Origin of the sequence: Streptomyces tendae (assembly GCF_008632955.1) — a bacterium.
Taxonomy (GTDB): domain Bacteria; phylum Actinomycetota; class Actinomycetes; order Streptomycetales; family Streptomycetaceae; genus Streptomyces.
The window spans coordinates 6,816,962-6,831,259 of sequence record NZ_CP043959.1 but is presented as its reverse complement, the minus strand read 5'-3'; the positions used below and the strand labels follow the sequence as shown (position 1 = coordinate 6,831,259).

At 71.7% G+C, this 14,298-nt stretch carries 12 protein-coding genes and 1 tRNA gene; 5 read left to right on the top strand and 8 right to left on the bottom strand.

Annotated elements, in window-relative coordinates:
- Positions 1-158: 158 nt before the first annotated feature.
- From F3L20_RS31360 to F3L20_RS31350, 3 genes are all read right to left on the bottom strand, one after another.
- On the bottom strand, positions 159-605 hold the full coding sequence (locus F3L20_RS31360) for a hypothetical protein (protein WP_382687343.1): 447 nt from the start codon (positions 603-605) through the stop codon (positions 159-161).
- 15 nt (positions 606-620) lie between these two features.
- A complete protein-coding gene (locus F3L20_RS31355; RefSeq protein ID WP_150157120.1) occupies positions 621-1,169 on the bottom strand; it encodes an RNA 2'-phosphotransferase in 549 nt (182 codons plus the stop codon).
- 133 nt (positions 1,170-1,302) lie between these two features.
- Complete coding sequence (locus F3L20_RS31350; protein WP_150157119.1) at positions 1,303-3,060, bottom strand: SDR family oxidoreductase; 1,758 nt, start codon at positions 3,058-3,060, stop codon at positions 1,303-1,305.
- Positions 3,061-3,231: 171 nt separating this feature from the next.
- On the opposite strand from F3L20_RS31350, the gene F3L20_RS31345 reads away from it, so the two are divergent.
- The 5 genes from F3L20_RS31345 to F3L20_RS31325 all read left to right on the top strand — a co-directional run bounded on the left by F3L20_RS31345 (position 3,232) and on the right by F3L20_RS31325 (position 7,197).
- Complete coding sequence (locus F3L20_RS31345; RefSeq protein WP_024886210.1) at positions 3,232-4,200, top strand: ABC transporter ATP-binding protein; 969 nt, start codon at positions 3,232-3,234, stop codon at positions 4,198-4,200.
- On the top strand, positions 4,190-5,104 hold the full coding sequence (locus F3L20_RS31340) for an ABC transporter permease (RefSeq protein ID WP_150157118.1): 915 nt from the start codon (positions 4,190-4,192) through the stop codon (positions 5,102-5,104). Before F3L20_RS31345 ends, F3L20_RS31340 begins: the two co-directional genes overlap by 11 nt.
- The gene (locus tag F3L20_RS31335) at positions 5,101-6,012 is read left to right on the top strand and encodes an ABC transporter ATP-binding protein (protein WP_024886208.1); all 912 of its coding nucleotides are present in this window, start codon (positions 5,101-5,103) and stop codon (positions 6,010-6,012) included. The genes F3L20_RS31340 and F3L20_RS31335 overlap by 4 nt, the downstream gene beginning before the upstream one ends.
- Positions 6,013-6,021: 9 nt before the next feature.
- Positions 6,022-6,741, top strand: coding sequence for an ABC transporter permease subunit (locus tag F3L20_RS31330; protein ID WP_145829489.1), 720 nt, complete (start codon positions 6,022-6,024; stop codon positions 6,739-6,741).
- A 369-nt stretch (positions 6,742-7,110) separates the two neighbouring features.
- Positions 7,111-7,197: transfer RNA gene (locus tag F3L20_RS31325), tRNA-Val, on the top strand.
- A 97-nt stretch (positions 7,198-7,294) separates the two neighbouring features.
- Here F3L20_RS31325 and F3L20_RS31320 read toward each other — a convergent pair.
- The 5 genes from F3L20_RS31320 to F3L20_RS31300 form a co-directional block, all read right to left on the bottom strand.
- Positions 7,295-8,107, bottom strand: coding sequence for an HAD family hydrolase (locus F3L20_RS31320; RefSeq protein WP_150157117.1), 813 nt, complete (start codon positions 8,105-8,107; stop codon positions 7,295-7,297).
- On the bottom strand, positions 8,104-9,381 hold the full coding sequence (serS, locus tag F3L20_RS31315) for a serine--tRNA ligase (RefSeq protein WP_150157116.1): 1,278 nt from the start codon (positions 9,379-9,381) through the stop codon (positions 8,104-8,106). The genes F3L20_RS31320 and serS overlap by 4 nt, the downstream gene beginning before the upstream one ends.
- 601 nt (positions 9,382-9,982) lie before the next feature.
- Positions 9,983-10,915, bottom strand: a complete 933-nt coding sequence (gene pheA, locus F3L20_RS31310) for a prephenate dehydratase (RefSeq protein WP_145829492.1) — start codon at positions 10,913-10,915, stop codon at positions 9,983-9,985.
- Between the two features lie 70 nt (positions 10,916-10,985).
- Positions 10,986-12,278 (bottom strand): iron uptake transporter deferrochelatase/peroxidase subunit, encoded by a 1,293-nt coding sequence (efeB, locus tag F3L20_RS31305; protein WP_150157115.1) that lies wholly within the window; start codon positions 12,276-12,278, stop codon positions 10,986-10,988.
- A gap of 6 nt (positions 12,279-12,284) precedes the next feature.
- The gene (locus F3L20_RS31300) at positions 12,285-14,297 is read right to left on the bottom strand and encodes a copper resistance CopC/CopD family protein (RefSeq protein ID WP_150157114.1); all 2,013 of its coding nucleotides are present in this window, start codon (positions 14,295-14,297) and stop codon (positions 12,285-12,287) included.
- Position 14,298 lies beyond the last annotated feature (1 nt).

The window sequence follows — 14,298 nt, the reverse complement described above, 5'->3', positions numbered from 1 at the left end:
CCTAAGCGGCGCGACCGGTTTCACGTGAAACGCTCCGCACCCCCGCGTGCGTCATGCACCGCGCCGCTCACGCCACCCGGGCGGCCCGCCACATCATGAGCTCGCCACGCTTCCGCGCCTCTCACGGCCCCGGGCCCACACGCCCCGTCCGGACGTCCTCACCGCACCCGTGCGCTCAGCCACGGGGTGAGGACGAGCAGGGGAATGAACTCCTTGTGCGTGCGGTCCCCCGGCAGCGGCACGACCAGGAAGTGGCCCGGCGGGAAACGGCGGGCCTTGACGTAGGCCAGACCGTCGAACAGGGACCGCAGGAAGGCGGGGACGTCGTCGCGGAGGACGTCGGGACATTCGACGCCCTCGACGTCGATCAGCGCGTCGTCGTCCGGGTAGAGACGGACCCGCACCCGGGGCAGACCGCCGAACTCGACGTACGCCTCGTGCGGCAGGGAGCCGTCGGGGTCGGTGGTCACCCCGACCCCGGCCGCGGTGCGGCGCGAGGTCTGGTCCGCCCCGATGTCGTGGGTGACCTCGATCGCGCGTCCGTACCGGTCGGCGAGGGTCCGGAGGGCGGTGACGGCGGCCTCGGTGGTCGGCAGGTGGTCCATGCCATCGATCATGGCCTACCGGCCCTCGGGGAGGCGCAGATAGCGGCTCGGCACGGCCTCCGTCAGCCAGACGCCGTTGGCGCTGACCTGGAAGACATGACCGTCGCGGTGCATGGCGCCCGCGTCGACCGTCAGCACCACCGGCCGACCCCTTCGGGCGCCGACGCGGGTCGCCGTCTCCCGGTCGGCGGAAAGGTGCACCGCGTGCCGGTTCATGGGCCGCAGTCCCTCGGCGCGGATCGCCTCCAGGTTCCGGGCGACGGTGCCGTGGTAGAGCCACGCGGGCGGAACGGCCGGCGGCAGCTGGAGGTCCACGGCGATGCTGTGCCCCTGACTGGCGCGGATCCGGGTGCCTTCGACGGCGAAGCGCCGCTTGTCGTTGGCGGCGACGACATGGTCCAGCTCCTCCCGCGAGAACGGGAAGCCGTGCGCGGAGGCCGCGGCGAGCAGGCTGTCGATCTCGACCCAGCCGGCCGCGTCGGGTGTCAGCCCGATCCGCCCCGGCTGGTGGCGCAGATGCCTGGCGATGTACTTCGACACCTGAACGGTGCGTCTTTCGTTCATCTGTTCAGACTGCCGGGAGAGACGCGCGTCACGCGATCGATTTACTTCCGAAGGTTTGATCCACAGATAACTGAGGTTATCCACAGCGGAACGGCCCCTTCTGTGGACAACTACCCGCGACGCGGTGCCTCGCTCACATGGGCGGCTTCACCCGCGCGACCCGCCGCAGCGCCCCCGGCATCCACCGCGCCAGGGCGTACGCGGTCCGCGCCTCCGGGGTCACCGGTACGACGGCCTCGTCGCGCACCACCGCCCGCAGGATCGCGGCGGCGACCTTCTCGGGCGGGTAGTTGCGCAGCCCGTACAGCCGCGCCGTCCTCCGCCGCCTGCGCCGCTCCTCCTCGGCGTCCGTCCCCGCGAAGCGCGCGGTGGAGGTGATCGCCGTGTTGACGAACCCCGGGCAGACCGCCGTCACGCCGATCCGCCGCCCGGCCAGCTCCGCGCGCAGGGACTCGCTGAGCATCAGCACCGCCGCCTTGGACGCCCCGTAGGCGGGCAGTGCCCGGGACGGCTGGAACGCGGCCGCGGAGGCGACGTTGACGATGTGACCGCCCTGCCCCCGCTCGGCCATCCGCCTGCCGAAGTACAGGCAGCCGTGGATCACGCCCCACAGGTTGACGTCGAGGACCCGCTTCCAGTCCTCCGTCGTGGTGTCGAAGAAGGAGCCGCCCAGCCCGACGCCCGCGTTGTTCACCAGCACGTCCACCACCCCGTGCTCGGCGGTGACCCGCTCGGCGAGCTTCTCCACGGCCCGCTCGTCGGACACGTCCGCCGTCTCCGCCCAGGCCGCCGCGGCGCCGCGCACGCGGGCCTCCTCGGCGGTGCGGACCGCGGCGCCGGTGTCCCGGTCGACCGCCACCACGCGCGCGCCCGCCTCGGCGAAAGCGAGCGCGGTGGCCCGCCCGATGCCGCTCCCGGCGCCCGTGACCAGCACCAGCCGCCCGGCGAACCGGTCGGCGTACCGGCCTCGGGGAGCCGCATCCGGCCGCCCGCCCTCGACGGACGTCACGAAGTCGGTGATCCAGGTGACCAGCTGGTCGGGCCGGCTGCGCGGCACCCAGTGGCCGGACGGCAGCGTGCGCCGGGTCAGCCGGGGCGCCCACTCCTCCAGGCCGTCGTGGAGCCGCTCGGAGAGGAACCGGTCCGCGAGCGGCGTGACAAGCTGCACGGGCGCGTGCGCGTAGGCGTCGGGACGCGGGTCGCGCAGCCTCGGCCGCACGTTGTCCCGGTAGAGCCAGGCGCCGTGCGCGGCGTCCGACGGCAGGGAGGAGGTGGGGTAGTCGTCGCCCGGCACCCGCTCCATGCGCCGCAGCAGCCGCGGCCAGCGCCGGCCGAGCGGGCCGCGCCAGGCCAACTCGGGGAGCACCGGCGTGTGCAGGGCGTAGACGTACCAGGACCGGGCCCCCTGGCCCAGCAGCTGGACGGCCCGGCGCGGGGTCGGCCGCGCCAGCCTGCGCCTGATCCAGTGCCCGAAGTGGTCGAGCGAGGGACCCGAGACCGAGGTGAAGGACGCGATCCGCCCCTGTGCACGGGCCACGGTGACGAACTCCCAGGCCTGCACCGACCCCCAGTCGTGCCCCACCAGGTGCACCGGGGCGTCCGGGCTGACCGCGTCCGCCACGGCCAGGAAGTCATCGGTCAGCTTCTCCAGCGTGAAACCGCCACGCAGCGGACGCGGCGCCGTGGAACAGCCGTGCCCCCGGACGTCGTAGGCCACCACGTGGAACCGCTCGGCCAGACGCGGCGCGACCCGCGACCACACCTCCTTGCTGTCCGGGTAGCCGTGCACCAGGACGACCGTGGGGCGGCCGGGATCACCCAGCTCGGCCACGCACAGCTCGACCCCGCCGGTGAGCACCCGGCGCTCCCGCGCACCCTCGATTCCCGTCACACCGGCGAATCTCGCAGCTGTTAGAGGACCCGTCAACAGCGCACCCCGAGCTGTGCATAACTCTCAGGCAGGGCGTCCCCTACGGGCGCGTACGACTCCAGGGGGACCCCAAGACGGCCCCGCGGTCTGACGACCGCAGTGGTACGGGTCACTACCGTCATGGATGTGACTGTGATCGCGACCGAAAGCCTGAGCAAGCGGTTCCCCCGGGTGACCGCTCTTGACCGGCTCTCCGTGGACGTCGGGCCCGGTGTGACCGGACTCGTCGGAGCCAATGGAGCCGGCAAGTCCACGTTGATCAAGATCCTGCTGGGTCTGTCCCCCGCCACGGAGGGCCGCGCCGCAGTGCTCGGCCTCGACGTCGCCACCGAGGGAGCCGCCATCCGGGAACGGGTCGGCTACATGCCGGAGCACGACTGCCTGCCACCGGACGTCTCGGCCACCGAGTTCGTCGTCCACATGGCGCGCATGTCCGGCCTGCCGCCCACCGCCGCGCGCGAACGCACCGCGGACACCCTGCGCCACGTCGGCCTGTACGAGGAGCGCTACCGCCCCATCGGCGGCTACTCCACCGGCATGAAGCAGCGGGTGAAGCTCGCGCAGGCCCTGGTGCACGACCCGCAGCTGGTCTTCCTGGACGAGCCCACCAACGGCCTCGACCCGGTCGGCCGCGACGAGATGCTCGGCCTGATCCGCCGCATCCACACGGACTTCGGCATCTCGGTCCTGGTCACCTCCCACCTGCTGGGCGAACTCGAACGCACCTGCGACCACGTCGTCGTCGTGGACGGCGGCAAGCTGCTGCGCTCCAGCTCCACCCGGGACTTCACCCAGACCACCACGACCCTCGCGATCGAGGTCACCGACACCGACGAGCACCCCGACGGCACCCGCGCGGTACGCGAGGCGCTCCACGCGCGCGGAGTGACCGCCCAGGACGGCGGCGGACTGCCGGGCGCCGGGCACATCCTGCTGCTCACCGCGCAGGGCGAGGACACCTACGACCTGGTCCGGGACGTGATCGCGGACCTGGGCCTCGGCCTGGTGCGCATGGAACAGCGGCGGCACCAGATCGCCGAGGTCTTCACGAACGACGCGGACGACGCGCAGCGGAAGGAGGCGGTCGGCCATGGCGGCTGAGCAGTCCTTGCAGGCACCAGTCACCCCGTCGGGTGACACCCGTATCCACAACATCGGCTACCGCTCCTACGACGGACCGCGCCTCGGCCGCTCGTACGCCAGGCTCTCGCTGTACTCGCAGTCCCTGCGCGGCGCCTACGGCCTCGGCCGCTCGGTGAAGTCCAAGGTGCTGCCGATGCTGCTGTTCGTGGTGATGTGCGTGCCCGCCGCGATCATGGTGGCCGTCGCGGTCGCCACCAAGGCGAACGACCTGCCGCTCGACTACACGCGCTACGCGATCGTCATGCAGGCCGTCATCAGCCTGTACGTCGCCTCGCAGGCACCCCAGTCGGTCTCCCGTGACCTGCGCTTCAAGACGGTGCCGCTGTACTTCTCGCGGCCCATCGAGACCGCCGACTACGTCCGCGCCAAGTACGCCGCGCTGGCCTCCGCCCTGTTCGTCCTGACCGCGGCGCCGCTGCTGGTGCTGTACGTCGGGGCGCTCCTGGCCAAGCTCGACTTCACCGACCAGACCAAGGGATTCGCACAGGGACTGGTGTCCGTGGCCCTGCTCTCACTGCTCTTCGCCGGCATCGGCCTGGTCATCGCGTCGGTCACGCCGCGCCGCGGTTTCGGCATCGCCGCCGTGATCGCCGTCCTGACCATCTCCTACGGCGCGGTCTCCACCCTCCAGGCGATCGCGGAGGTGCAGAACAGCGGCGACGGCATCGCCTGGATCGGCCTGTTCTCGCCGATCACCCTGATCGACGGGGTCCAGTCCGCCTTCCTGGGCGCGGCCTCCGCCTTCCCGGGCGGCGTGGGCCCGACCGACGCCGAGGGCGTGGTCTACCTCCTGTTCACCCTCGGCCTGATCGCCGCCAGCTACGGCCTCCTGGTGCGCCGCTACAAGAAGGTGGGGCTGTGACAACCCTCAGCATCGACCACGTCTCCCGCTGGTTCGGCAACGTGGTCGCCGTCAACGACGTCACCATGACCATCGGACCCGGCGTCACCGGCCTGCTCGGCCCCAACGGCGCCGGCAAGTCCACCCTCATCAACATGATGGGCGGCTTCCTCGCCCCCTCCACCGGCACCGTCACCCTCGACGGCGAGCAGGTGTGGCGGAACGAGAAGATCTACCGGCACATCGGCATCGTCCCCGAGCGCGAGGCGATGTACGACTTCCTCACCGGCCGCGAGTTCGTCCTCGCCAACGCCGAGCTGCACGGCCTGGGCGCCAAGGCCGCCCAGAAGGCGCTGGCCACGGTGGAGATGGAGTACGCGCAGGACCGCAAGATCGCCACCTACTCCAAGGGCATGCGGCAGCGCGTGAAGATGGCCTCCGCGCTGGTCCACGACCCCTCACTGCTCCTGCTGGACGAGCCCTTCAACGGCATGGACCCGCGTCAGCGCATGCAGCTGATGGACCTGCTGCGGCGGATGGGCGACGAGGGCCGCACCGTGCTGTTCTCCTCGCACATCCTCGAAGAGGTCGAGCAGCTCGCCTGGCACATCGAGGTCGTCGTCGCCGGCCGGCACGCGGCCAGCGGCGACTTCCGGCGGATCCGCCGCCTGATGACGGACCGCCCGCACCGCTACCTGGTGCGCTCCAGCGACGACCGCGCCCTCGCGGCCGCGCTGATCGCCGACCCGTCCACGGCCGGCATCGAGGTGGACGTCACGGAGGGTGCCCTGCGCATCCAGGCCGTCGACTTCGGCCGCTTCACCGCGCTGCTGCCGAAGGTCGCGAGGGAGCACGGCATCCGCCTGCTCACGGTCTCGCCGTCCGACGAGTCCCTCGAGTCCGTGTTCTCGTACCTGGTCGCGGCGTAGGAGGCCCTGATGTACGACCCCACAGTCGCCCGGCTCACGTACCGGGCCCTGCTCGGCCGACGCCGGGCCCTCATCCTGGGCGCACTGCCCCTGCTGCTGATCGTCATCTCGCTGGCGGTGCGAGCCCTCGCGGGCGCCGACGACCAGACCGCCGCCGACATCCTCGGCGGGCTGGCGCTCGCCACGATGGTGCCGATCATCGGAGTCATCGCGGGCACCGGGGCGATCGGCCCCGAGATCGACGACGGCTCGGTGGTGTACCTGCTGTCCAAGCCGATCAAGCGGCCCACGATCATCTACACGAAGCTGATCGTCGCCGTCGCCGTCACCATGGTGTTCTCCGCGGTGCCGACGCTGATCGCGGGCTTCATCCTGAACGGCAACGGCCAGCAGGTCGCGGTCGCCTACACGGTGGCGGCGCTGGTCGCCTCCATCGCTTACGCGGCGCTGTTCCTGCTGCTCGGCACGGTCTCGCGGCACGCCGTGGTCTTCGGACTGGTCTACGCGCTGATCTGGGAGGCGCTGTTCGGCTCCCTGGTGCCCGGCGCGCGCACGCTGAGCGTCCAGCAGTGGGCGCTGGCCGTGGCGGAGAAGGTGTCCGGCGGTGACCTGGTCACCTCGGACGTGGGCCTGACGACGGCGACGGTCGCGCTGGCCGCCGTCACCGTGCTGGCCACCTGGTACGCGGGTCAGAAGCTGCGCACGCTGACGCTCGCCGGCGAGGAGTGAGGGGCGCACGCCCCACGGTGTACGAGGGCGGTGCCGCCAGGAAGGCGGTGCCGCCCTCCGCCGTGTCCGGTGCCGGTCGTCCGGCGTTCGTCCGGTGCCGCTTTATTCGGTGGCGCTTTATTCGGTGGCGCCGGGCGGGCGCGGCCGGGCAGAGTGAGGGTGTCCGCATCGCCGGGAACGTCCGGCGACCGTGTGCCGGGAGAGGAGCGGGACGATGCCCATGCACGGCAGTACGTTCTGCTCCCGTCGGGGCAGTCCGCAGCGGACTCCGGAGTAATCCCTACTGCTCCGTCGAGTCCGCTCCGCACCGGGACCGCCCGGGGCGGCCGCTTCGAGCGCGCGCATCCGTGACGCGTGGGCCGCCCACCCGGAGGATTGGCCGAGTGGCAAGGCACCGGCTTGACCCAAGCCGTGGTCGGGTGAGAGCCCGCGCACGTTCGATCCGTGCATCCTCCGCCGAACGCCGAACGCCGAACGCCGAACGCCGAACGCCGAACGCCGAACGCCGAACGCCGAACGCCGAACGCCGAACGCCGAACGCCGAACGCCTACGTCAGCCCAGCAGGCGCTCCAGCACGACCGCGATGCCGTCCTCCTCGTTGGAGGCCGTCACCTCGTCGGCCACCGCCCGCAGCTCCCGGTGGGCGTTGGCCATGGCCACACCGTGGCCGGACCAGGCGAACATCGGGATGTCGTTGGGCATGTCGCCGAAGGCGATCGTCTCCGCCGCCTTCACGCCCAGCCGGCGCGCGGCCAGCGACAGTCCCGTCGCCTTCGACAGCCCGAGCGGCAGCAGCTCGACGATGCCCTCGCCGGCCATCACCACCGTGACGAAACCGCCCGCGGTGCGCTCCGCCGCCTCGGCCAGCTCGTCCGAGCTCAGCTCCGGATGCTGGATGTACAGCTTGTTCAGCGGGGCCGCCCACAGGTCGGAGGCGTCGGTGAACGGCGTCGCCGGCAACGAGCCGATGACGTCGTAGCCCGGCCCGACCAGCACCTCGCCGTCCAGCCCGTCCCGGCTCGCCGCCAGGTGCAGCGGACCGACCTCCGCCTCGATCTTGGCGAGCGCCACCCCGGCCAGCTGCCGGTCGAGCGTCACGGAGGTGAGCAGGCGGCCCGCCCCAGCGTCGTAGACCTGGGCGCCCTGGCCGCAGACGGCCAGGCCCTCGTAGCCGAGGTCCTCGAGGATCGGACGGGTCCAGGGCACCGCGCGCCCGGTGACGACGATGTGCGCGGCACCCGCCGCGGCGGCCGCGGCGAGTGCGCCACGGGTCCGGCCGGAGACCGTGTGGTCGTCACGCAGCAGCGTGCCGTCGAGGTCGGTCGCGACGAGCCGGTACGGGAAGGCGGACGGAGAGGCGCTCACTTGGTGACCGGCTCCAGGATCTCCCGGCCGCCCAGGTAGGGACGCAGCACCTCGGGCACGCGCACCGAGCCGTCGGCCTGCTGGTGGTTCTCAAGGATCGCCACGATGGTGCGCGGCACGGCGCACAGCGTGCCGTTGAGCGTGGCCAGCGGGCGTACCTTCTTGCCCTCACGGACCCGGATCTGCAGGCGGCGCGACTGGTACTCGGTGCAGTCCGAGGTCGAGGTCAGCTCGCGGTACTTGCCCTGCGTCGGGATCCACGCCTCGCAGTCGTACTTACGGGCGGCCGAGGAGCCGAGGTCGCCCGAGGCGACGTCGATCACGCGGAACGGCAGCTCCAGCGAGGTCAGCCACTGCTTCTCCCACTCCAGCAGCCGTCGGTGCTCCTCCTGGGAGTCCTCCGGCGTCACGTAGGAGAACATCTCCACCTTGTCGAACTGGTGGACGCGGAAGATGCCCCGGGTGTCCTTGCCGTGCGAGCCGGCCTCGCGGCGGAAGCAGGGCGAGAAGCCCGCGTAGCGCAGCGGCAGCCGGTCGGCGTCCAGGATCTCGTCCATGTGGTACGCGGCCAGGGCCACCTCGGACGTACCGACCAGGTACAGGTCGTCCTTGTCCAGGTGGTAGACGTCCTGGGCGGCCTGGCCGAGGAAGCCGGTGCCGGCCATCGACTGCGGGCGCACCAGGGCGGGGGTCAGCATCGGCGTGAAGCCGGCCGCCGTGGCCTGTGCCATGGCGGCGTTCACCAGGGCCAGCTCGAGCAGCGCGCCGACACCGGTGAGGAAGTAGAAGCGGGAGCCGGAGACCTTGGCGCCGCGCTCGACGTCGATGGCGCCGAGGAGCTGGCCGAGCTCCAGGTGGTCCTTGGGGTCGAAGCCCTCGGCGGTGAAGTCGCGGATGGTGCCGTGCGTCTCCAGGGTGGTGAAGTCCTCCTCGCCGCCGACGGGGACGTCGGGGTGGACGAGGTTGCTCAGCTTGAGCTGGAGTTCCTGGGTCTCGGCGTCGGCGGCGTCGCGCTCGGCGTCGGCGGCCTTGACGTCGGCCTTGAGCTGGTCGGCCTTCTTCAGCAGCTCGGCCCTCTCGTCGCCGGCCGCCTGGCCGATGAGCTTGCCGAGCGACTTCTGCTCGGCGCGCAGCTCGTCGAAGCGGACGCCGGACGACCTGCGCCGTTCGTCGGCGGACAGGAGAGCGTCGACGAGCGCGACGTCCTCTCCACGGGCGCGCTGCGAAGCGCGCACACGGTCAGGGTCCTCACGGAGCAGGCGAAGGTCAATCACGCGGTCAAGGCTACCGGTGCCGGACGACGGCTCACGACTGACTATTGCGGCGCCACGACACGTGTCCCTTTGCTGGTGAAATCTCCCTTGTGTTCTTCAAGGTCAATAAAGGGGACGTCATCGCTTGAAAGGGTCGGCCCCGCGGATCGCGTTGACCTGAAACCCTTGTGTGGAACGGGACTTGGAGTCCGGCTGTCCACAGTTGTCCACACGGCCGGAAAAGTTATCCACAGGCTGTGGGGAAGATCTGTGGACGCCGGAATTGATCACTCCGAAAGGCCCGGCCGAGGGCAAGGATTCCCTGGACAAACTGCCTCTACCGCCACTTTCGAGTGGAAAGACCTCCCTCCATAGGGTTGATCGCCGCAAAAGAGTGGACGAAGGGTGAGCCGCGGGCGAATGAACGTGATCATGGCTTGTAGGGCGATTTGTCGACCGAAGGGCAACTGGGTGTCGACTTGTCCCCAGGTCGAGAAGCGGACCTGTGGATAACTTCTGTGGATAACGACAATCGGCAGGTAGGACCGGTCCGGACCCGCTCGGACAGGGCCAGACTGACGGGCCGCCCATGGAGGCGAGCCCGCCCATGGAGGCGGGACGCTCAGAACCGGCCGTCCTGGCAGCGCGCCACCCAGTCGGCCGCGCCCACGAACTCCTCGTCCGACGTCCCCGGGAACGGCGGCCGCACTTCACCGGGCCGTACGTCCGCCCTCGGGTACGAGCCGAGATAGCGCACCTGCAGACAGATGCGCTTCAGACCCATCAGCGCCTCGGCCATCCGCCGGTCGGAGATGTGCCCCTCGGCGTCGACGCAGAAGCAGTAGTTGCCGATGCCGGCACCGGTCGGCCGCGACTGGAGCAGCATCAGGTTGATGCCCCGGGTGGCGAACTCCCCCAGCAGATCGCGCAGCCCACCGGGGTGGTCGTCACGCTGCCACAGCACCACGGAGGTCTTGTCGGCGCCGGTGGGCGCAGCCGGGCGGGCGGGGCGGCCCACCAGCACGAAGCGGGTCTGGGCGTTCTCCGCGTCGTGGATGCCCGTCTCCAGCGGCTCGAGGCCGTACCGGGCCGCCGCGAACTCACCGGCGAACGCGGCGTCGTACCGGCCCTCCTGGACCAGGCGCGCGCCGTCCGCGTTCGAGGCGGCCGACTCCCAGAGGGCGTCGGGGAGGTGGGCCCTGAGCCAGTTGCGCACCTGGGGCTGGGCGGCCGGGTGGGCGGTCACCGTCTTGATCTCCGACAGCTTGGTGCCCGGGCGGACGAGCAGCGCGAAGGTGATCGACAGCAGCACCTCGCGGTAGATCATCAGAGGGCTGCCCGCGACCAGTTCGTCGAGGGTGGTGGTGATCCCGCCCTCCACCGAGTTCTCGATGGGGACGAACGCGGCCTCGGCCTCGCCGGCGCGCACCGCGTCGAGCGCGGACTGCACGGACACGTACGGGACCAGCTCACGCGTGGCCGACTCGGGAAGCGTGCGCAGGGCGACTTCGGTGAAGGTGCCCTCTGGGCCGAGATACGCATAGCTCGCTGGCATGACCTCACCCTAATGGGCCCACACCGGCCGCGAATCCCGGAGTGCTCTCAGGGGTGACTCCGGGCGGTTCTCACCCCTCCAGCAGCGCCTGGCCCACATACTCGCCCTCCGCCGCGCCGCCCGGGACCGCGAACAGGCCGCTGGCCTCATGGCGGATGAACGGCGTCAGGGCGTCACCCCGGTCCAGCTTGCGCTGCACCGGCACGAAGCCGCGCAACGGATCGGCCTGCCAGCAGATGAACAGCAGACCCGCGTCCGGCACCCCGTCCGCGTCGATGCCGTCGTGGTACGAGAACGGGCGGCGCAGCATCGCCGCCCCGCCGTTCTGGTCGGGCCGGGTAATCCTGGCGTGCGCGTTGAAGGGGACGACGAGGTCCCCTTCGGCGTCCGTCTTCTCGAGGTCCATCTCGGAGGTCTCGCCGCCCCCGGTGAGCGGCGCACCGTCCGACTTGCGCCGTCCGATGACGCCCTCCTGCTCTGCGAGCGACAGCTTCTCCCAGTCGTCCAGCAGCATGCGGATCCGGCGTACGACCACATAGGAGCCGTTCGCCATCCAGGCGGGCTCACCCCTCTCCGGCACGAAGATCCGTTCATCGAAGTCGGGTTCGGCGGGCTTCGGATTGCGGGTGCCGTCGACCTGGCCCATCAGGTTGCGGGTGGTCATGGGCCGGGAGGTGGCGCCCGGTGAGCGGTTGAAGCCGTTCATCTGCCAGCGCACCCGGGCCGCCGCACCCGCGTCCTTCTGCACCGCGCGCAGGGCGTGGAACGCCACCAGGGCGTCGTGGGCGCCGATCTGCACCCACAGGTCGCCGTCGCTGCGCCCCCGGTCGAGCCGGTCCGAGGAGAAGGCGGGCAGCGGGTCCAGGGCGGCCGGGCGCTGCTTCTCCAGCCCGGTGCGCGCGAAGAAGCTGTACCCGAAGCCGAAGGTGAGCGTCAGCGAGGAAGGCCCGGCGTCACGGGCCACGTCCGTGTCGCCCTGGGCGCTGGGCTCGCCGGCCATCAGCCGACGGGCGGTGTCGGACCAGCGGCGCAGCAGCGCGGCCGCCTCCTTGCGGCCGGCGCCGGGCGCAAGGTCGAAGGTGACGAGGTGGCCGTGCGCCTGGAGCGGGTCGGTGATGCCCGGCTGGTGTTTCACGTGAAACGGCACCTGCGTGGCGCCGACCGAGGTGAGCGGGGTGGCTCCGGAGGGCGCCGCCGCGTAACCGACGGCTCCGCCGGCCGCCCCGAGCACGAGCCCGGTGGCGCCGGCCGTGCCGAGCAGGCGGCGCCGAGAGATGCCCGCACCGGAGGCGGTGCCGCCGGACTCCGTCCGGTGTCCCTCCTCGGGGGCGCGGCGGGTCTGCGACAGGGAGTGGTCAGCCATGGTGGTTCAGCCGATCTGAGCGTTCTTGGAGACGGTCACCTGGTCGATGTCGGAGGTCCGTACGGTGACCTCGACCTTCCAGTCGCCCGCCATGGGGATCTGCACTCCGCTCGCCGACCAGTGTCCGGTGGTGACGTGGTCGGGGGCGACGGGCAGCGGGCCGATGTCCTGGGCGGTGAGCGTGAGGGCGATCTTCACCTCGGGCACGTCGACGGCCCGGCCGCCCGGCCCCTCGACGTAGACGTGTATGTCGTTGTCGCCGACCCGGGCGGGATCCAGGTCGATCGAGACGACGCCCTTGCCGTTGGCGCCGCCGGTGTCGAAGGGCATGGTCAGGCTGACCGCGCCGCTGCCCTGGCCGGTGCCCGTGGAGGCGGAGGCCGAGGTCTCCGCGGCCGTTCGGGCGTCCTGCTCCGTGCGGCCCGGCTCGGTCTGCGTCAGCACGGTGGTGACGGCGAGCAGCACGACGGCGACGCCCGCCTCAGCGAGGACGGAACGGCGCAGCCCGAAGCGGTTCGGGTCGGCGTCCCGCAGCCGCTTCTGCCGTGCCGCCTCCGTCGCGGCCCGCTGCCGGGCGAGCTGCGCGGCCCGTACGGCGTCCTGCCCCGCGCCGGAGCCGGTCTTCTCCGCGTCGGACGCCTCGGCCGGTACGGCACCGGCAGGCTGCTTCTCCTGCTCGGCCTCCTCGGGTATCCGTACGTCGGCCAGCCGCTGCGTCCAGCGGCGGGAGATGAAGGCGACCGCGACCATCACCGCCACGAGCGCGATCTTGGCGAGCAGCAGCTGCCCGTACCGGGTGTCGGTGAACGCGGACCAGGAGCCCAGCTGCCGCCAGCTCTGGTAGACGCCGGTGACGGCCAGCGTCACCACGCTGCCGAAGGCGAGGCGGGAGAACCGCCGGACCGCGTCCCGGCCGACGGGTGACGTGGCCGGTGCCCGGTAGAGCGCGACGAGCAGGGCGGTGAGCCCGCCCAGCCAGACGGCGACGGCCAGCAGGTGCACCACGTCGACCGGCATGGCCACGCCCGGTTGGAGCCCCTGGGAGGCGTGCTCGGACATGGCCCAGCTCGCGGCCAGCCCGGCCGCCACGACCGTCCCTCCGACGGCCAGTCCGAAGGTCAGGTCCCCGCTGTCCGCGTTCTTGTCGTCGCCGTCCTCCTTCCCGTCGGCCGGGGCGGAGTCTCCGTCCGAGGCCGGGGCGGGATCGGAGTCGTCGTCCGGGACGCCGGCGGACGCCGTCCGCGCGTACGCCCCGAACAGCACCGCGACGAACAGCGCCGCGGCGGCGAGCAGCAGCAGCCGGGACACCAGCGCCGCGCCCGACTTGGTCTGGAGCACATCGCCGAGCAGGCTCAGGTCGAAGATGTCGCCGACCTTGCCGGAGGTCGTGTAGGAACCGCGCATCAGCAGCAGCCCCAGCGTGGCCGCGGTGAGCGCGAGCCACCCGGTGACCACCAGACGCTGGACCGGCCGCACCCGGGCACCGGGCCCCCAGCAGGCGAGCACGAAGGCGGCGCCGCCCACCATGACGACGAAGCCCGCGTAGGAGACGTACCGGCCGAAGCCGTACAGCCAGCCCACGAGGCCGTCGTCGGACCCCTGCGCGGAGACGGAGACGGTCGTCTCCGAGGGCGCCCCGATGGAGAAGGTGAAGGCGCCGGCCACGGGGTGGCTGTCGGCGGACACCACCTGGTAGGCCACCGTGTACGTGCCGTCGGGCAGCCCGCTCAGCAGCCGCACGCTGAACGTGGTGCCGCTGGGGTTGGCCGGGGCGCCCTTGTCCACCCGCTCACCCTTGGGATCGAGCACCCGCACGGAGTCGTCGCTCACCGCGATCGGTTCCGAGAAGGTGAGCGAGACCTGGGCCGGCGCGGTGTCGACCACCGCCCCCTGCGCGGGGTCGCTGCCGGTCAGCGCGGCGTGCGCGGAGGCGGGAGCGGCCCCGGCGAGGAGGGCGCCGGTGACGGCCAGGAGCAGCAGCACCAGGGTCCGCACGCGGGGGGCGATGGTCTGGGTCACA